The organism is Mycoplana ramosa, from assembly GCF_041930185.1.
GTDB lineage: Bacteria > Pseudomonadota > Alphaproteobacteria > Rhizobiales > Rhizobiaceae > Mycoplana > Mycoplana ramosa.
The window spans coordinates 1-18,613 of sequence record NZ_JBHEEW010000023.1; the positions used below are offsets into that span (position 1 = coordinate 1).

General features: G+C 66.9%; 18 protein-coding genes. 10 read left to right on the plus strand and 8 right to left on the minus strand.

Going from position 1 to position 18,613, the window contains the following annotated elements; genetic code table 11:
* Positions 1-245 precede the first annotated feature (245 nt).
* Complete coding sequence (locus JNC62_RS20510; protein WP_244304760.1) at positions 246-587, minus strand: YnfA family protein; 342 nt, start codon at positions 585-587, stop codon at positions 246-248.
* Positions 584-1,024 carry a MerR family transcriptional regulator gene (locus tag JNC62_RS20515; protein ID WP_045681275.1) on the minus strand — a complete coding sequence of 147 codons (441 nt, stop codon included), beginning with the start codon at positions 1,022-1,024 and terminating at the stop codon, positions 584-586. The genes JNC62_RS20510 and JNC62_RS20515 overlap by 4 nt, the downstream gene beginning before the upstream one ends.
* Before the next feature lie 92 nt (positions 1,025-1,116).
* Between JNC62_RS20515 and JNC62_RS20520 the strand changes: the two genes are divergently transcribed.
* Together JNC62_RS20520 and JNC62_RS20525 are read left to right on the plus strand one after the other, a co-directional pair.
* Positions 1,117-3,348, plus strand: coding sequence for a heavy metal translocating P-type ATPase (locus JNC62_RS20520; RefSeq protein WP_062563568.1), 2,232 nt, complete (start codon positions 1,117-1,119; stop codon positions 3,346-3,348).
* Between the two features lie 230 nt (positions 3,349-3,578).
* Positions 3,579-3,845: an ion channel gene (locus JNC62_RS20525; protein ID WP_123193413.1), complete on the plus strand. Its 267-nt coding sequence runs from the start codon at positions 3,579-3,581 to the stop codon at positions 3,843-3,845.
* Positions 3,846-3,898: 53 nt separating this feature from the next.
* On the opposite strand, the gene JNC62_RS20530 is transcribed toward JNC62_RS20525, so the two are convergent.
* A complete protein-coding gene (locus JNC62_RS20530; RefSeq protein WP_082724933.1) occupies positions 3,899-4,360 on the minus strand; it encodes a c-type cytochrome in 462 nt (153 codons plus the stop codon).
* An 81-nt stretch (positions 4,361-4,441) separates the two neighbouring features.
* Here JNC62_RS20530 and JNC62_RS20535 point away from each other — a divergent pair, with 81 nt between their 5' ends.
* The 8 genes from JNC62_RS20535 (at position 4,442) to JNC62_RS20570 (ending at position 12,021) form a co-directional block, all read left to right on the plus strand.
* Complete coding sequence (locus tag JNC62_RS20535; RefSeq protein ID WP_045681279.1) at positions 4,442-4,840, plus strand: hypothetical protein; 399 nt, start codon at positions 4,442-4,444, stop codon at positions 4,838-4,840.
* Positions 4,841-4,912: 72 nt separating this feature from the next.
* Positions 4,913-6,466, plus strand: coding sequence for a multicopper oxidase family protein (locus tag JNC62_RS20540; protein WP_062563567.1), 1,554 nt, complete (start codon positions 4,913-4,915; stop codon positions 6,464-6,466).
* 120 nt (positions 6,467-6,586) lie between these two features.
* The gene (locus JNC62_RS20545) at positions 6,587-6,715 is read left to right on the plus strand and encodes a hypothetical protein (RefSeq protein ID WP_264224588.1); all 129 of its coding nucleotides are present in this window, start codon (positions 6,587-6,589) and stop codon (positions 6,713-6,715) included.
* Between the two features lie 16 nt (positions 6,716-6,731).
* Positions 6,732-7,118, plus strand: a complete 387-nt coding sequence (locus tag JNC62_RS20550; RefSeq protein ID WP_045681285.1) for a DUF302 domain-containing protein — start codon at positions 6,732-6,734, stop codon at positions 7,116-7,118.
* A 1-nt stretch (position 7,119) separates the two neighbouring features.
* Positions 7,120-7,794 carry a TVP38/TMEM64 family protein gene (locus JNC62_RS20555; RefSeq protein ID WP_062563566.1) on the plus strand — a complete coding sequence of 225 codons (675 nt, stop codon included), beginning with the start codon at positions 7,120-7,122 and terminating at the stop codon, positions 7,792-7,794.
* Positions 7,791-9,101 (plus strand): APC family permease, encoded by a 1,311-nt coding sequence (locus JNC62_RS20560; protein WP_045681289.1) that lies wholly within the window; start codon positions 7,791-7,793, stop codon positions 9,099-9,101. Before JNC62_RS20555 ends, JNC62_RS20560 begins: the two co-directional genes overlap by 4 nt.
* Positions 9,102-9,168: 67 nt before the next feature.
* Positions 9,169-11,502 (plus strand): heavy metal translocating P-type ATPase, encoded by a 2,334-nt coding sequence (locus JNC62_RS20565; RefSeq protein ID WP_062563565.1) that lies wholly within the window; start codon positions 9,169-9,171, stop codon positions 11,500-11,502.
* A gap of 39 nt (positions 11,503-11,541) precedes the next feature.
* A complete protein-coding gene (locus tag JNC62_RS20570) occupies positions 11,542-12,021 on the plus strand; it encodes a DUF411 domain-containing protein (RefSeq protein ID WP_045685040.1) in 480 nt (159 codons plus the stop codon).
* 192 nt (positions 12,022-12,213) lie between these two features.
* Here JNC62_RS20570 and JNC62_RS20575 read toward each other — a convergent pair whose 3' ends face one another.
* The 5 genes from JNC62_RS20575 to JNC62_RS20595 all read right to left on the minus strand — a co-directional run bounded on the left by JNC62_RS20575 (position 12,214) and on the right by JNC62_RS20595 (position 18,577).
* Positions 12,214-12,468 carry a hypothetical protein gene (locus JNC62_RS20575; RefSeq protein WP_203561091.1) on the minus strand — a complete coding sequence of 85 codons (255 nt, stop codon included), beginning with the start codon at positions 12,466-12,468 and terminating at the stop codon, positions 12,214-12,216.
* Entirely contained in the window at positions 12,468-13,142 is a 675-nt protein-coding gene (locus JNC62_RS20580; protein WP_062563563.1) for a YcbK family protein, read from the minus strand. The genes JNC62_RS20575 and JNC62_RS20580 overlap by 1 nt, the downstream gene beginning before the upstream one ends.
* A 75-nt stretch (positions 13,143-13,217) precedes the next feature.
* The gene (locus JNC62_RS20585; RefSeq protein ID WP_075784372.1) at positions 13,218-13,505 is read right to left on the minus strand and encodes a DUF6127 family protein; all 288 of its coding nucleotides are present in this window, start codon (positions 13,503-13,505) and stop codon (positions 13,218-13,220) included.
* Positions 13,506-13,524: 19 nt separating this feature from the next.
* Positions 13,525-14,601, minus strand: coding sequence for a DUF2793 domain-containing protein (locus JNC62_RS20590; RefSeq protein WP_093359542.1), 1,077 nt, complete (start codon positions 14,599-14,601; stop codon positions 13,525-13,527).
* 10 nt (positions 14,602-14,611) lie between these two features.
* Complete coding sequence (locus tag JNC62_RS20595) at positions 14,612-18,577, minus strand: baseplate multidomain protein megatron (RefSeq protein ID WP_123644175.1); 3,966 nt, start codon at positions 18,575-18,577, stop codon at positions 14,612-14,614.
* Positions 18,578-18,613 lie beyond the last annotated feature (36 nt).

Sequence of the window (18,613 nt, forward strand, 5' to 3'; positions counted from 1 at the left end):
TATAACCCTCGAAAGCAACGAGAAAATCCAGCCGCAGCCGGATCGGGAGAACGCTTTCGCGAGGGCAAGTGGCGGAGGGGATGGGTCTGACGTCCAACCTTCTCCAGTATAAGTCATTGATTTTATTTGATGCGCACAGCTGCTACGCTGGAAGAGCGGGAGTCCGTCCGCAAAGGTTGGCTCTATCGTGATGTCGGCAACGATGAGCGGCAGTCGGCTGCCTTGATCTTGGAGAGCACCCCCGATCATCCACCAGCCGCCCTCGGCGCCAACAGGATGACGGCCGCACCGGCGAGGCAGATTGCGGCACCTGTCAGGTCCCAAGTGTCCGGGCGCTGCTTCTCGATGAGCCACAGCCAGAGGAGCGAGGCTGCGATATAGACCCCGCCATAAGCTGCGTAGGCCCGCCCCGCAAAATCGGAGGGGGCAAGGGTCAGGAGCCAAGCGAAGACGGCCAGGCTCAGGAGGCCGGGGACCAGCCAGAGCGCGCTCGCGCCTTGCCGCATCCATGCCCAGACCGCAAAGCAGCCCGCAATCTCGGCCAGAGCGGCACCGATGTAGATGGCGAGGGTGCCGGGTGCTTTCACGATGCCGCCTCGCTCTCCGGATGCTGGTGATCGGTTGCGCATAGCGAATGGTCGCCCAGAACTTCAATGACCCGGCAATCGGCAATCCGACCGCCTGCACATTGCACGACCATGCGCTCAAGTTCGCCTTTCAGCGCAGTCAGGCGCGCAAGGCGGCTTTCAACCTCGGCCAGCTGCGCCCTGGCGATGACATCGGCGGCTGCGCAGGATTGATCGGGTCTGTCAGAGAGACTCAGAAGGTCTCGGATAGCGTCCAGCGGAAAACCGAGCTCCCGCGCATGGCGGATGAAGGCTAGCCGATCCAGTGCCGACTGCCCATAGAGCCGCTGGTTCCCGGCACTGCGATCTGGCTCCGGCAGGAGCCCGATCTGCTCGTAGTAGCGGATCGTCGGAACCTTCACGCCGGCCGCTTCGCCCAATTTTCCGATGGTGAGCATCAGATTTCCTCTTGAAGCTATAGCTACTAGAGACCTTAGGTTCCCGACTCAGCAAATACAATGTTGCCCGCTGGGCGGGTTGGAAGGGCGTGATGACGGCGAACGACAGTGCAACCTACGAATGGACGGTTTCCGGGATGGACTGTGCGTCGTGCGCCGGCAAGGTCCGGGGTGCGGTCGAACGCCTGCCTGGCGTGAGCGACGTCGATGTGGCGCTAATGACCGAGCGGCTTCGGCTGACTCTGGATGAAGGGCAGACCCCTCGCAACCAGATCGAAGCAATCGTCAAGCGGCTCGGCTACGGGATCGCGGCGAAAGGATCGAGCCCCGATCGGAAAGGCTTCGTGCTGCCGGACGATGAGCAAGCGTCCCGTGCGGACGGCTCGCGAGATGCCGCAGGACTCGAGCCCAACGCTGGATCGACAGGGCCCGAGAGCGGTCCCGGGCCCGGTTCGCGTTGGTATCAGACCGCGAAGGGCAGACTGGTGATCGGCACCGGTCTCCTCCTCGCGGCGGCATGGGCCGTGAAACTGCTCGCCTCCCAGGATGTGGCAACGTGGGCATTCATCCTCGCGACGCTCATTGGTGTCGCCCCTATCGCACGCCGCGCCGTCGCGTCCGCCAGAGCGGGGATGCCGTTCACGATCGAGATGCTGATGACAATCGCCGCCAGCGGCGCGCTCGTCATCGACGCCGCCGAGGAAGCGGCGCTCGTCGTCTTCCTCTTCGCCGTCGGGGAGGTTCTCGAAGGTGTTGCGGCGAACAAGGCCCGCGACGGGATCCGGGCGCTCGCTCGTCTGGTACCGAAGACCGCGATCCTGGAGATCGGCGGCCGGACTCGGGTGATACCAGCCGACCAGCTGCAGGTGGACCAGATCGTTCTGGTGCGCCCGGGAGACCGGGTCCCGGCAGATGGCGAAGTTATCGAGGGCACCTCGGGCGTCGATGAGAGCGCCGTCACGGGCGAGAGTGTGCCGAAGCTGAAGGAACCCGGTGCCTCCGTCTTTGCCGGCTCCATCAATTCCGAGGCGGCGCTGCGTGTTCGGGTCACCAAGTCGGCCGAGGACAACACCATTGCCCGTATCATCCGGCTGGTCGAGGAAGCGGAAAGCGCCCGGGCCCCGACCGAGCGCTTCATCGACCGTTTCAGCCGCATCTACATGCCGGCCGTCGTCGGAGTTGCGGTGCTGGTGGCCATCGTCCCGCCCCTCGCGTTCGGGCAAGGCTGGGATACGTGGATCTACCGGGCGCTCGCGCTTCTCCTGATCGGATGCCCCTGCGCGCTGGTGATCTCGGTACCGGCTTCCATCGCCTCTGCGCTTTCTTCAGGCGCGCGTCGCGGGCTGCTGATGAAAGGAGGCGCCGTGATCGAGGCCGCGGCGGCCACCACGCATGTCGCATTCGACAAGACCGGAACCCTGACCCACGGACGGCCGCGCGTCACGGACGTGGTGCCGATCTCGGGATCGGAGACAGAGGTGCTGGCGCTGGCTGCCGCCGTCGAAGCGGGGTCGAGCCATCCTCTGGCGGAGGCGATCCTGTCCCGCGCGGAAGCTGCGGGAGCGCCGTTCCTGGCCGCGACCGCCGCCAAAGCGCTTCCGGGCAAAGGGGCCGAAGCAGTCGTTGAGGGTGAAACCGCCTGGGTGGGCTCTCCACGGTTCGCCGGGGAGCGCGGTGTGTTGGACGACCACGCGCTCCGGGCGGTGGTCGGCATGGAAGATGAAGGCAAGACAGTCGTCGCGGTCTTCCGCCGGAGCCAGTTGGTCGGACTCGTAGCGCTCCGGGACGAACCCCGAGAGGATGCCGCCCGCGCGGTGCAGCAACTCAAGGCGCTTGGCATCGCGTCTGTGATGCTGACCGGCGACAACCGGCGCACGGCAGCAGCCATTTCCGCTGGGCTGGGCATTGAGCATCGCGCCGAACTGATGCCTGAAGACAAGGTCGCGGCGGTCCGCGAGATGATGGCCACGGGCCATGTCATGATGGTGGGCGACGGCATCAATGATGCCCCTGCACTCGCCACCGCCCACATCGGCGTGGCCATGGGCTCGGGAACGGATGTCGCGCTCGAAACCGCGGACGCCGCGATCCTGCGCAATCGCGTGACCGATGTGGCCGGCAAGATTCGCCTTGCTCGCGCAGCCATGGCGAACATCAGGCAAAATGTGGCGATCGCGCTCGGCCTTAAGGCGGTGTTTCTGGTGACGACGATCCTCGGCATTACCGGGCTGTGGATCGCGATCCTTGCAGATACCGGCGCGACGGTGCTCGTCACACTGAACGCGCTGCGGCTTCTTGCGTTTGATCCGGAACGTGAGGCCTGAGATCAGATCATCGGCAGGGCGATGGTTCCGCTGCCATGCCGCAGGGCCGAGCGCTGAGAACATAAACCTCGGGGTACTGTTCCGCCGCGAGTGCTCAACATGCTGCAACTGGAATCGGGCTTCTGCTCGGTTTCGCGCTGGTGGCCGCCATCTGGTCGCGCACCACTACGGGGCTATTGGCCGTCCGGGGCGTGAAGCCGAACTCGAAAGAGAGACCGCAGGCGGCGATCATGGTGGCGTTCGTCGGGCTGCTCGCGCTCCACACGATTGAAATCCTGGCTTTCGCCGCAGTCTACAGGGCGCTGCAGGGCTGGGGCGTGGGAGGCTTCGACGGCAGCTACGACCCATGCTGGAGCGGCCTGATCTACTTCTCCGGCGTCAACTTCGCCACGCTCGGGTACACGCAGATCGAGGCAACCGGGCCGATACGGATGGTCAACATGATGCAGTCGCTCGGCGGCTTCATGGTGCTGACCTGGTCGGCGACGTTCCTCTAACTCGGTCTGCGAACTGGCCTGGCGCGAGTAGCAGCCGACGACCATGGGGAATGTCAGTTTGCCTCCGACACCCTCTCTTGGTATCGGCGCTCGCGCTCTGGCCATGTGCTCTTGATGTAGTCGAGAACGGCGCGGATGTCCGCGTCGCTCAGCACGTCTGCGAAGCCGGGCATGTCGCTCTCGTATCCGCCGCCGACCACGGCGGCGGTGCCTTCCCTAACGATGCGGAACAGGACATCGTCAGGATGGTGCCAGGTGTGGCCGCTGGCGTCGTGGGGTGGCGCCGGCAACCGGCCGGACGGAAGCGGCGAGCGCCAGCCCGGCTGGCCCTCCAGTTCCGCGCCGTGGCAGGCGGCGCACTGATCCGCATAGATCTGGCGTCCTTGCGCGATGATGTCCGCCGACGCCACGGCGGTGGATGCGGTACCGGCATAACGCCAGCCAGCAAAGACCGCGAGGATCACACCTCCGACGACCAGACCGATCACGACAGTATTTCGGAGAGCTTTTTTCAAGACGTCTATCGCCGATCACTGCGGAATAACATTCGCGTTTGGTCGAGACCACGTTGTGCCAGCGGCGAGGCGCCTGCGACAATGGACATTCTCGTGAGCAATGCCTATCTTTGCAGCATGCTCGAACGTGTCGTCACCATGCTTGCCATACTCGCGATCACCGTGGTGACGACGGTGACCTCCGCGCATGCGACACGCATGAGCATGAATTCCGGTGTGGATCACGCGATGCATGTCGCCGACATGATGCACTCTCCGGTCATTTCGGGCTTCGACTGTGACGCTGGAGAGCACTGTGGATCGGCCGATGCCGAGATGTGCGAGTTCGTATGCGCAGGCCTCTCTGCCTTCCTGACGTCGGCAGGCGAGGAAGCCGGGCACGCCTACGGCGCCGCCAGTCATGACGTCCCGTCCGCGGCAATCCACGTCAGCCGTGCGCCGGGACTGAACGAACGACCTCCCAAGCTCCGTCTCCTCTGAGCGCGCCCGGGCAGACGCCCGAGGCGCCCCATCGGTATTGATGAACGGGACGGAAGTCCCGAGGAGACGACCATGAACATGCTTTCTCGACGCGGCTTTCTTGCCGCAAGTGCGGCCGCCATTGGCGCTGCACACTTGCCCCGCATCGCCTTCGCGCAAGGGGTGGCGCCGATCAGCCTCTCCGCTGCGACGCGCACGCTCGACATCGACGGTCGCGCTGCCACGGTCTTCGGGCTTGCCGGCCCCGGCGGTCAGGGACTGATCCTCGACCCCGGCCAGAGGTTCCGGGTCGATCTGACCAACGACCTGGACGTCGGTACCATCATCCACTGGCACGGACAGATCCCGCCCAACGCGCAGGACGGTGTGCCGGACATGCCGATGCCCCTCCTCGCACCGGGTGAAACCCGATCCTACGACTTCGAGGCACGGCCCGGCACGCACTGGATGCACAGCCATGTGCCCACCCAGGAGATGCAGCTGCTCGCCGCGCCGCTGATCGTGCGCTCGGCCGAGGACGTTGCTGCCGACCGGCAAGACGTCGTGATGTTCCTTCATGACTTCTCCTTCAAGGCCCCCGAGGAGGTTCTGGCCGAGATCGGCGCAGGTCATGGCGGCGGGCACGGCGCGGGCCATGGTGCCGGTGCATTGCCCGATCAGGGCGCTCCCATGGGAGGCATGGGGGCGATGCAGGGCATGGATCACGGGGCCATGGGCCATGGCGCCACGGGCGGCATGCCGATGGGCAACATGCCCCGAATGGGCGGGATGATGGGTATGGGCGGCCAGATGGGCGGCATGGCCATGGACCTGAACGACTATGACTGGGACGCCTATCTCGCCAATGACCGGACCCTGTCGGACCCGGAGGTGGTCCAGGTCGAGCGCGGTGGCCGTATCCGGCTTCGGGTCATCAACGCCGCTGCGGCGACGGTATTCTGGATCGAGACCGGCGGTGCCGAGGCGCGGCTGGTCGCGGTAGATGGGCACGCGGTCGAACCTCTCGCCGGCACGCGGTTCGGTCTGGCAATGGGCCAGCGTCTGGACATCGAGATCGACCTGCCGCACGAAGGCGGCGCCTGGCCGATCCTCGCCCTGCGCGAAGGCGCGCGCGAGCGCACCGGCCTGATCCTCGCCACGCAGGGTGCCGAAGTGCGGCGTCTCGATGCAATGGCGGATGCCGAAGCGCCCGCGTTCGACACCGATCTGGCGCAGGAGGCGCGCCTCATCGCGCTGGACGCTCTGCCGGATCGACCCGTGGACCGCAGCCAGATGCTGATGCTGGGCGGTTCGATGCAGCCGTACGTCTGGACGATAAACGGGGCAGTCTGGGGCCAGCACCAGCCGATCACCGCACGCAGCGGTGAGCGGGTCGTGCTGTCGTTCCACAACATGTCGATGATGGCGCACCCGATGCATCTGCACGGCCATGTGTTCCAGGTCGTCGGGCTGAACGGGCGTCGGGTCGCCGGTGCACTACGCGACACGGTTCACGTGCCACCGATGTCGATGGTCGATGTCGCCCTCGATGTCGGTGAGGCCGCCCGATGGATGCTGCATTGCCACCACATGCCGCACCTTACGACGGGGATGATGACCGAATTCGCGGTCACGGCGTCCGTCTGATCCCAGCGGGTCGTCCGGACATGGCGCCCCGCCCGGCACCGATCCTGGTCTGTCCTGCCCCATGTTGTCGTGAGGGCCGGCCAAAAGACGCACCCTGCGGGTAAAAATCAGGAGGATGAGATGATGAACTGGAACGACATGGGCCCCGGAATGGGTTTCGGAATGGGGTTTGGCTGGCTCTTCGGCCTGCTGATCCTCGTGCTGCTGGTTTTGGCCATAGCAGCGCTGATCAAGTATCTTCGGAAATAGAAAAAAGGAGTTGGCAATGACCTACACGATCAATCGAATGTTCCCCGACGCCGGTATCGACGACGTCGACGCTCGCGCGCGGAAGGCCCTCACCGACCACGGCTTCGGCATCCTGACCGAGATCGACGTCAAGGCGACGATGAAGAAGAAGCTAGATGTCGAGATGCCCGCCTACCGCATCCTCGGCGCCTGCAACCCCAAGATGGCGCATCAGGCCATCGGGATCGAACCGCGCGTCGGTGCGATGCTGCCATGCAACGTCATCCTGCGCGAGGTCGACGGTGGCGTGGAAGTCAGTGCCATCGATCCTGTGGCGTCGATGCAGGCGATTGAGAACGCCGAACTGACGGCCGTGGCGGGCGAGGTGCGCGACCTCCTGGCGAAGGCCGTCGCGGCGGTCTGAGATGAGCCTGCGCGTCACCATTCTCGCGGGCCTTGCGATCCTCGGCATCGGACTGCTCGCTGTCTGGCAGTTCGCGCCTTCGGTGTTCGCCGAGGCGCGCAGCCTCCTGGAGCCCGAGCGTCTGGAAACGCTGGTGGCGCGTGCGGGTCTCTGGGGGCCGGTCCTGATCGTCACGCTTATGACCATCGCGGTCGTGGCCAGCCCAATCCCGAGTGCACCCATCGCACTGGCGGCCGGAGCGGCCTGCGGACATCTCTGGGGGACCGTGCAGGTCGTCATCGGCGCCGAGCTCGGGGCGCTGATCGCCTTCGGTCTCGCACGGGTTCTGGGGCATGACGTCCTGCGGCGGGTGTTCGGGGACCGCGTCGATGCCGGGCTGCTCGGCTCGCAGAACGCGTTGACGGCGACGGTTCTTGCCAGCCGCCTGATGCCCTTCGTGTCCTTCGACATGATCAGCTACGCGGCCGGACTGAGCCGATTGCACGCCTGGCGTTTCGCCTTGGCAACACTGGCGGGGATCATTCCGGCAAGCTTCCTGCTGGCCCATTTCGGCGGCGAGGCGGTGAGCGGAGATCTGGGCCGGGCGACATGGGCAGTACTTGGCCTCGGCCTCTTGACGGGCCTGCCACTGCTTTGGGTAGCCATGCGGCAAAAGCCTGAAAAGGGAAATCCATGACCGGAAGCGAGTACCAGAAGAACAGCATCACCCTTTCCGGTGCGGTAGCCATGGGCACCGGCGTGATGATCGGCGCGGGCATCTTCGCGCTGACCGGCCAGATCGCCGAACTCGCCGGGCCTCTCTTCCCGCTCTCGTTCGTGGTCGGCGCCATCGTGACCGCCTTCAGCGCCTACACCTATATCAAGATGTCGAACGCATACCCGTCTGCGGGCGGCATCGGGATGATCCTGAAGAAAGCCTACGGACCGACGACGGTCGCGGCGGGCGCAGCTCTCCTGATGGCGCTGTCGATGGTCATCAACGAAAGCCTCGTCGCTCGCACCTTCGGAACCTACACCCTGCGAGCCTTCGGCGGCGATCCGGACAGCATTCTCGTGCCGGTCCTCGGCGTGGGGCTGATCGTCTTCGCCTATCTCGTGAACGTCTCTGGCAACCGGTCGGTCGGGCTGCTGTCCATTATCATGGCCATTCTCAAGGTGGGCGGCATTGCGCTGTTCGGGGCGGCCGGTCTGTGGGCCAGCGGCATTTCGTTCGAAGCGTCGGGCGGAGATTTTCGTGCGGGTGGGTTCGTGGCGTCGGTCGCGCTGTCCATTCTCGCCTTCAAGGGGTTCACGACCATCACCAACAGCGGCGCCGAGGTGACCAATCCGCATCGGAACGTGGGCCGGGCCATAGTCCTGTCCATCGCCATCTGCGTCGTCGTCTACCTGCTGGTCGCATTCGCGGTCGGCTCCAGCCTGCCGCTCGATCGCATCGTGGCGGCGAAGGACTACGCGCTGGCTGAAGCGGCCCAACCAGCCCTCGGGCAAACCGGCTTCTACCTGACGGTGGCGCTTGCGCTGGTGGCAACTGCCTCGGGCCTGATCGCCAGCGTGTTTGCCGTCTCGCGGATGCTGGCGATGCTGACGGACATGAAGATGATCCCGCACAGCCATTTCGGGATGCCAGGCACGATCAAGGACCACACACTCGTCTACACCGTCGTGATCGCAGGCTTCCTGACGGTCTTCTTCGACCTCAGCCGCATCGCCTCGCTCGGGGCCTTCTTCTATCTGGTGATGGACATGATCATCCATTTCGGCGTGTTCCGGCATCTGCGCGAAGAAATCGGCGCTCGGGGCTGGGTGTTGCTGACGGCAATCGCACTTGATGCCGTGGTGCTGGCCGCCTTCGCCGCGATGAAATGGCAGTCCGACCCCTTGATCGTCGTCCTGGGTGCGATCGGCATGGCGCTGGTGTTCCTGTTCGTCGGAATCTTCCTCGCACGGAATCCCGCCCTGGAAGGCGCTCACGACCACCATTGAAAAGAGCTTGAGCTTCCAACGGCTGGAAGCGGCAAGCTGAAACAAGAGATCGAAAGGCTGGCAGACTATGGAGCACGATCACCATCACGCGGCGCCCGACATTCCGGCGGGGGCGAATACCGCAAAGGACCCGGTCTGCGGGATGACGGTCGCGGTCAAGCCGGACGGGCGTCACGCCGAGTTCCAGGGAGAGACCTTTCATTTCTGTTCGGAGAAATGCCAGTCGAAGTTCAAGGCGGATCCGTGGTTCTACGCCTCGGGCCGGGCCGCCGGACAGAAGAAGGCTGCTCCGGCCAACGTCCAGTACACCTGTCCGATGCATCCCGAGATCGTCCGCGATGCGCCGGGGTCCTGCCCGATCTGCGGCATGGCGCTGGAACCGATGGTGCCGTCGGATGAGCCCAGCGAGGAGCTGACCGACTTCACGCGTCGGATGTGGATTTCGGCGGCGGCGGCGGTGCCGCTCATCATCCTGACGATGGGTGAACTGGTCGCGCTGCCAGTGCGCGACTGGATCGGGCATCAGACCGCAAGTTATCTCGAGTTCGTGCTGGCAACGCCGATCATCCTCTGGGCCGCCTTGCCTTTCTTCCGGCGCGGCTGGGACTCCATTGTGAACCGCAGCCCAAACATGTGGACGCTGATCAGCATCGGCGTGGCGGCGGCCTACCTTTACTCGCTCGTCGCGACGTTCCTGCCGGGGGTGTTTCCGGAACAGTACCGGATGGGCCACGGCGTCGGCACCTATTTCGAGGCGGCGGTGGTGATCGTCGCGTTGGTCTTCGTGGGCCAGGTGCTGGAACTCCGAGCGCGAGAACGCACCGGGGATGCGATCCGCGCGCTTCTGGATCTGGCGCCGAAGACCGCGCGGCGCATCCTGCCGGACGGCACTGAATACGATGCGCCGCTGGAGAACATCATGGAGGGCGACCGGCTGCGGGTCCGTCCCGGCGACGCCATTCCGGTCGACGGCACGGTGATCGAGGGCCGCTCGTCGCTGGACGAAAGCATGCTGACCGGCGAGTCAATGCCGGTGGAAAAGGGGCCGGGGGATGAGGTGACGGGCGCCACGATCAACAAGAACGGCTCTCTGGTCATGGAGGCAGGCAAGGTCGGGTCCGATACCGTGCTGGCGCAGATCGTGGCGATGGTGTCGAACGCGCGGCGGTCCCGCGCGCCGATCCAGGGGCTGGCCGACCGGGTGTCGGCGATATTCGTGCCGACGGTGGTGGTCATCGCCATCGTCGCCTTCGTGGTCTGGCTGATCTTCGGCCCGGAGCCCGCGCTGGTCTTCGCAATCGCCTCGGCCGTGTCGGTCCTCATCATCGCCTGCCCCTGCGCGCTGGGGCTGGCGACACCGATCTCCATCACCACGGCGGCGGGGCGCGGCGCACAGGCGGGCGTGCTGATCAAGGACGCCGAGGCGCTGGAGCGAATGGCAGGAGTCGATACGCTCATCGTCGACAAGACCGGCACGCTGACCATGGGCAAGCCGAAGCTGACCGATACGGTTGCGCTCGGGGACGTCACCGAGACCGACCTGTTGTCGCTGGCCGCAGCGCTGGAGCGTGGCTCGGAACACCCGCTGGCTGAGGCGATTGTCGAGGGAGCCGAGGCGCAGGGTGCGCCGCGTCAGGAGGCCACGGACTTCGACGCCGTCACTGGCAAGGGCGTACAGGGCCGGGTCGGTGGGCGCGCGGTGGCGCTAGGCAACGCGGCGATGATGCGGGAGATGGGGCTCGACACCGCGCAGGCCGAGTCAAAGGCCGACACCCTGCGCGCCGAGGGCAAGACGGCGATGTTCGTCGCGCTTGACGGCGCGCTCGTCGGCATCGTGGCGGTCGCCGACCCGATCAAGGAGAGTACCGCGCAGGCCATTCGGGAACTTCATGCCCAAGGGCTAAGGGTGATCATGGCGACGGGCGACAACGAACGCACGGCGCAGGCGGTGGCGGGCAAGCTCGGCATCGACGAGGTGCGCGCAGGCATCCTGCCCGAGGCCAAGAAGGACCTGATCGACCAGTTGCGCCGCGACGGCCACAAGATCGCCATGGCGGGCGACGGGGTGAACGACGCCCCCGCGCTCGCCGCCGCCGATGTCGGCATCGCCATGGGCACCGGGGCCGATGTTGCGATGGAAAGCGCAGGCATCACCCTGCTGGGCGGCGACCTGATGGGCATCGTGCGGGCGCGCAAGCTCGCCCGCGCCACCCTGCGGAACATCAAGCAGAACCTGTTCTTCGCCTTCGCCTACAACGCGCTTGGCGTCCCCATCGCCGCCGGGCTGCTTTACCCTGTCACCGGACTTCTGCTCTCGCCGATGATCGCGGCGGCGGCGATGAGCCTGTCGTCGGTCTCGGTGATCACCAACGCCCTGCGGCTCAGGCGGGTCGACCTCTGATCTGCCAGCCCACACATCCAACCTCGAAAGGAACATCAGATGACCCAAGACATGTTTTCCCGCCGCAAGCTCCTGATCGGTACAGCTGCGCTGGCGGCTGCGTCGCCCTTGAGGGCTCTGGCGCAAGGCGCCGGTCCGGCGATCCACGTGATGAAGGACCCCAACTGCGGCTGCTGCTCGGCCTGGATCGAGATCCTCGAGAACGACGGCTTCGCCGTCACGACCGAGGCGAGCGCCGGGACGCTTCTGATGCGCTACAAGCTGGACAACGGCATCCCGCAGGAGATGGTCTCCTGCCATACGGGTCGTGTGGATGGTTACATTATCGAGGGTCACGTCCCTGTTGCCGACATTCGCCGTCTCCTGCTGGAACGCCCCGACGCGGTCGGCCTCGCAGTGCCAGGCATGCCCTACGGCTCGCCCGGGATGGGACCGGAAAGCCAGCGCGAGGCCTACGACGTGTTTCTGATCCGGCGCGACGGATCGAACGAGGTCTTTACCAGCTACGCTGCTGCCTGACCTTGAGGCTCCAATTCGGCTCTTGATCAGGGGCGAGAACACATACGGACCTGATCCCGGATCACGGCGTAGTCGCTCAGCATCTCGGCGATGGCCGACCCGTGCGGCAGCCGCGCGAGCTCCTCGGCTGCGCGCGCCTGGAACTCGCGGCTGTACTCTACCACGGGCGGGCAGACGGTCGCGATGCCGGGCTCAGAACCGACCGTTGCGCAGCCGCTCAGCAAGCTCGTCGCGAGACCTAGGACGACGAGCCGTCGCCTCGAGCATCTGGCGTTGGACATCATTGGCTTTCTCCGTGGTCTGAAGGCGTTCAGCGAGGCGTCCCGCTCGCTCGCCGGACCGCCGAAGCGAAAGCAGGAACAGGAGCAGGGCGAGGATGATGGCGCCGTAGCGCAAAGCGGCCCGCATCCATGGGCTGGCGGCGAACCCGATCAGGAGCGGGGCCATCACCGCTGCCCTCGGCGCCAGTCATCGAGACGCGCGTAGATCGTGACCGCGATGCCGCCAAGCGCCACGGCGATGAATACCCAACGCAACGTGTCGAGATACGGCACAAGCGGCAAGATCGCGGTCTGGGTCTCGGCCAGCACCTGCTGCGCCACCTCGACGCCCGCCGCGCCCAGCGTCGCCACACCGGCTGCCCCGCCGCCCTTCATGGTGCGGCTGTCAGCCAGCACCTCGCGCGCGGGCGGCGTCTCGGCTGCAAATGCCGTCGCCCGGACCGGGAACCGCTCGCCCCACTGCCGCGCGGGCCCGAGATCGACATGGATGAACCCCGATCGCGGGTAGAAGCCGAAGCCGAGGAATCCGACCTCGCGCGCCGCAGCCTCGAAGGCCACCGGATCGTGGTTCGCCATGGCGATGTCGAAGGCGGCGCCGTCGAGATGCTTCGACCGGCCCGCGCCCCCCACGGCACGGTTGTGCTCTGGGCTGCGGTAGGCGGAGCGGACGATCAGCGGCTTGCCCAGCCGGTCGCGCAGCGCCTGCAGCTTGTCGAGCGCGGTTTCGTTCACGAGCAGCTTGCCGGTGCCCCGGCATGCAATCTCGGCGGGCGAGAAATTCGGCCAGCGCCAGGCGCTCTCCGGCACATCACGCCAATGGCGGTGGAAGGTCGTGGTCATGAGGGTCCTCCGAAACGAAAGAAAACCGCCTCGAGGGCGGGTGCGGTTGGGCTGGTGAACGGGGGTGTTGAGCGGCTACGGGCCGCCGCCGAAGATCTTCAGCTTGATCGCTATACCCGCGAGCAGCGCCAGCATGACGCCGGTGGTGATCATGCGGACGGCGGTCTGCATCGCGGTGCGGCGGACCAGCCGGATGCAGTCGACCAGGGAGCGCAGATCGCGGATGTCGAGCGCGGCCTCGTCGCCGTCGAGGCCGACATCGGCCAGCGCACGCTTGGCGCCTTCCTCCGCCGCCCGGGTCAAGATCGCCTCGAACTCGGCGTCGGGCATGCGCACGAAGCCCTCGGATCGGGGTGGGTTCATCGGATCCTCCTTCCGCCGCTCAGCCGACCTTGCAGCCCCAGAAGGACGTGTGGTCGGCGGCGAAGTAGCCGTCCGCGACCCGGAAATACCCCTGCAGCTCGACGGTATCGCCTGCCGTCAGCGGCACCATGGTCTGAAGCCAGATCGCGGTAGCGAGCGAGACATGAGTGGCGGAGATTTCGCCGAGGGAGCCGCGGATTTCGGTCGTGCCGTTCAGGACGAGCCGCCCGCGCATGCGGGCGGTGGCGCTGGCGTTGATCTTGTACAGCAGAGTCGCGCCGAAGAGGTAGGTGCCGTCCACGGGGGCGACGAAGTGGTTGTTCACGGCGTCGAACGCGCCCTGATCGTTGTAGTCGGTGTTGTTAAGGCCGATCTTGGTCCAGGTGCCGACGCCGACGTAGTTGTCGTAGTTCGTGTAAGCCTTGAACCGCGGCAGCCGGGGCTGATCGACAATGCCGGTGGCGTTGTCGACGCTCAGCCCGTCGAAGAAGGTGCTGCCGTCGGCGGAGACCGCGAGCCGGAAGCGGTCCGACCCGAACAGCCCCACCAGCGCCTTGGTCACGAAGCCGGTCTGGAGGGTCAAACCGAGATCGTCGCCGGCCGCCTCCTTGTTCATGGTGTAGAACAGGTCGCCGGTGCCGCCCTCGGCCACGGTCCTCGCCGTCCAGAGCGCGGCGTTGAGCTTGGCCGAGAACGGGTTCGATGCATCCGCCGTGGTGCCAACCCCGAGGAGCGCCATGTTCTGCAGCGCCGCCGGTGTGGTCCCGAGCCAGCCCGCGCCATCGTAGACCAGCAGCAGGCCCTCGTCCTCGACCCATGCGCGCCAGCCGATCCGCGGGGGAAGTCGCAGCCAGGCGCCATCGGTCCAGAGCGCGACGTTCAGGTCCCATCCGGACCATTCGCCCGTCGCGCCCGAGGCGACGATGTAGCGATCGCCATCGGCGGGACTGCCGGGCGGCGCTGTCAGATCGCGGTCGAGCACGGAGAGCTGCACGAGCCCGTCGAGCAGCCGCAGCGCCTCGTTGTGGGTGACGTGCTTCTGGGCCTGCGCCGCCAGGATGTAGGGCAGCAGGAGATGGGTCGTGGCGTCGGACATGGGATGGCCTTCAGAGTATCAGCGTGAGGGTCTTGGGCGCGCCCCGCCCGACGAGGGCGGAGAGCTGGTAGATGCGGCTGTCGAGCGTGTCACCGGGGCCGAGCGGCGCGCCCCAATCGGCGGTCTGGTCTGCGGCGGTGTAGACCGCGCTGGTGGTGGCGGTGCTCAGCACCCGCTTAACGGTCGCGCCATCAAGGATCTCGACCTCGTAGGCTTCGAGCTCTTCTCCGAGCGGCACTTCTAGCCCGCCCCAGCTGTCGGCCGCGAGAGCTCGGGACCGGCGCGTCCAGCGGATCGTCAGATCGCCGGGCGTGCGCGGCCTGCGCCACGGCTGCTCGACATGGGCGCCGGAGAACGGCCGCAGCCCGACGCCCGCGGGCGTGAAGGATTGCGCCACATAGGTCTCGTCGCTGACGGGGCGGCTCGCCGGACCGATGCGCCAGTTCCACGGCAATCCGAGATCGGCCTCGGCAATCGGCAGGGACGCCAGCGACGCGTCCAGCACCACGACAAGAGCGCCAGCGGGCGCCGGATTGCCCATCGCGCCCTCGGTGCCGCGCTGGCCGCGCAGGAGCCGGGTCAGCCGGTATCGACCCGGCGCCAGCAGCTCGGCCGCGCCCGCCTGCACGATCTCCCAGGTGCCGGGCGCGCTCTCGATAGCCAGCGCATTGGCGCCGCCCAACAGCGTCAGGTCGGTGACGCTCTCCAGCGTGCCGGTGAGCAGATCGACCACAAGCGCATTGCCGTGGTCGAAGCGTGAGGTGGGGCCCGGATAGAAGTCCGAGACCAGCGCTCCGATCCGGGCGCGGCTGCCGAACGTGGTCAGCAACTCGAACCCGTCCGTCGAGGGGCTGCGGAACACCGCCATCTCGCCCGGCCAGGGAAGAGCGTGCGCCGCGACAAACGGTCGATGCGCGGGCTGGTCCTCGGTCAGCTGCGGCAGGTCCATCAGCACCGCGTCCGGCGCGCCGAACACCACGGCCCGCGTCAGCGACGCCGCGCGGGGATCGCCGGGCGGCAGATCGTAAGTCGCACGGTCCTGCCGCACCGCCTCGATGCCGCGCGCTGCCGCGTCGGCGATGGAGACGAGCCGCAGATCGACCAGACGCCCGTCATGCGCGAGCCGGATCGCATCGGCCGGATCGAACGCGAGGCGCGAGGGTGGCAAACGGAACGCCGCCGTCTCGCGGCCCACCCACGCCTCCATCAGCGCGCGGCGGCAGCGCCTCTCGGCCTCCTCGGGCGGCACCGCCATTGGAAAGGACTCGGACGCGATCCGGGTCGTGTCCACGGTGATGCGCCGGGCCTCGACGAGGGCCGCGTCGTAATCCTCGTCGGCGCGGGCGACCTGCCATTTCAGGGCCTGCGGCAGTTCGGTCTCCTGGCCGCGCGTCAGTTCCAGCACATCGCCCTCGCGGGTGGCCACCAGATCGTCGGGCGCGAGGGTGGCGACGGAGGCCCGGCCGCGCATGACAAAGCGGATCCCCCCCTCTGTCTCGACGGCGTCGAAGCCGAAATGCCGCGACAGCGTTGTGATCGAGGCGCGTGGGCTTTCCAGCGCCGTGATGGCGTAGCCTTCGACCGCGCCCCAGAGGCCGGTGACGTCGATCCGGGACTCGGGCAGCCCGGCGCGCAGGCAGAGGTGCCGCACGAGCGCCGCCAGCGACACCGCGCCAAGCCGTCCGGTCAGCCAGTGCCCCAGCCGCCAGTTCGCCCCGTCCGTCCAGACATCGGTCAGCGCCGGAAAGAACGGGTACGGCCGCGCGTCCCAGGTCCAGGCGGCGCATTCCGGCACATGCACCATCCGGCCGCCGTAGACCGATGACACCGGGTTGTTCGCCGGGACGCCCCACCAGAGGTACGTCGCCTCGAGATAGGCGCGCTGGATCGCGTCGTCGCGCCAGCCCCGCGAGAAATGCGGCGTGAAGCTCTCGGACGACTTCGGGTCGAAGAAGACGTTCGGCTGGTTCGTGCCCCGGTCGATGGCGGGACAGCCGAGCTCGGTGAACCAGATCGGCTTCGACTCCGGCGCCCACGCCGTCAGCGTGCCGCTCTCCACCCCGCCCGGGCGGTCGTAATGCGCGTTCGACCACCAGGCGCGAAGATCCTTGTAGCGGAAAACCCATGGCTTGCCCGCCGCGCCATCGCTGATCGGGGTGCGCACCTGTGCCACCCGATCAGCCGCACTGGCATAGAACCAGTCGAAGCCTTCCCCGCCCGCAATGTTCCCCTGCAGATAGGCCCGGTCGTAGATCGCAGGCCAGCCCGCCTGCGCATCCGCGTGCTCGAACCCGTCGCGCCAGTCCGACAGCGGCATGTAATTGTCGATGCCGACGAAATCGATCTCCGGGTCCGCCCAGAGCGGATCGAGGTGGAAGAACACGTCGCCCGAGCCGTCGCCCGGCTGGTGCCCGAAGTATTCCGACCAGTCGGCGGCGTAGCCGATCTTCGTCCCGGCCCCGAGAATGGACCGCACATCGGCAAGGAGGTCCCGATAGCCCTGCACCGCCGGATAGGTGGCCGCGCCCGAGCGGACCGTCGTCAGCCCCGGCATCTCGGTGCCGATCAGGAAGGCATCGACCCCGCCCGCCGCCGCGCAGAGATGGGCATAGTGCAGCACCATGCGGCGCAGGCCCCAGTCGCCGGGCGTGCCTGTCCACGAAACCGATTGACCCGCCACGCTGAAGCTCGCAGGTGTCGCCGCGCCAAACAGCGCCGCGACCTGGCTTGCGGCCGTGGCAGTCTTGTCGACCGATCCCGCGTAGCCTGCCGCTGGAGAACAGGTGATCCGGCCCCGCCAGGGGAAAGCGGGCTGGCCGGTCTCGGCGGCGTTGTCGGAATAGGGGTTCGGCAGGGTGTTGCCGGGCGGCACGTCCATCAGGATGAATGGGTAGAATGTCACGCGCAGCCCGCGCGCCTTCATCTCCTGGATCGCCTGCACCACGGCGAAGTCGGACGGCGTGCCGCCATAGACCGGGCGGTCCTGGTCGTCGCGGCTGACCAGGAAGGCGTTGGCACGGCTCACGCCGTTCACCGACCAACTGGCGGGCGTGGTCGACTTGGCCGAGACCTCGACGCCCGGCCGCACCTTGCAGGAGCCCGCGCGCAGGTCGTCGCCGAACCAGGCCACGACGAGGCTGACGCTCTCGACCGCAGGCGCCATCGCTTGCAGCCGGTCGAGCGCCTCCACCATGTCGGTGGAGTCGGCCAGCGCGTTCAGGTTCTCGGGCATCGTCGCGCCGCCATCGGTCTTGCGGATGGCCTGCGTGGCATATGTGAACTCGCCCGAGGCCGGGATCATGGTGACGGCGCGGGTCAGCCCCTCGGCGGTGTCGGGATCGGCGAGCGGCCGGAAGACTTCGAAGGACAGCTGCGGCAGGCGGTTGCCGTAGGTCGAAAGCGCCAGTTCCTCGAAGACGACATAGGCGGTGCCGCGATAGGCGGGCGTGTTGGCTGCGCCCATCTTCCCCGCAATGAACGGGTCCGCCGTCTGCGCCTCGTCGCCGGGATACCAGCGCCAGGTGACGCCGGAGAGGTCCATCGGCTTGCCGTCGGCCCAGATCCGGCCAATGCCGGTGATCGGGCCTTCACACAAGGCCACCGCGAAGCTGGCGTAGTACAGATACTCGGTGGTCTTGACCTTGCCGCCCCCGCCGCCCTTGCCGCCGCCCTGCGTCGTGGTCTTCGTCTCCTCGCGGAAATCGGTCGCCCAGATGATGTTGCCGCCCATCCGCATCCGGCCATAGAGCCGCGGGATCACCGCGCCCTCGGTGGCCGAGGTGATGCGCAGCGTGTCGAGCCGCGCGCCCTCGATGCGCTGGGTCGGCGCCAGCGACGAGATGATCCAGCTGTCGACGACCGAGCCGATGCTCGAGCCGATGAAGCCGCCGATGGTCGCGGCGCTCACGCCGAGGATCGCCCCGCCGATCGAACCGCCGATGGCGGCGCCGGCTGCACCGAGAACAAGCGTTGCCATGTCGGGGTCTCAGCGTTGCGGGAAGAGGAAGGCGAA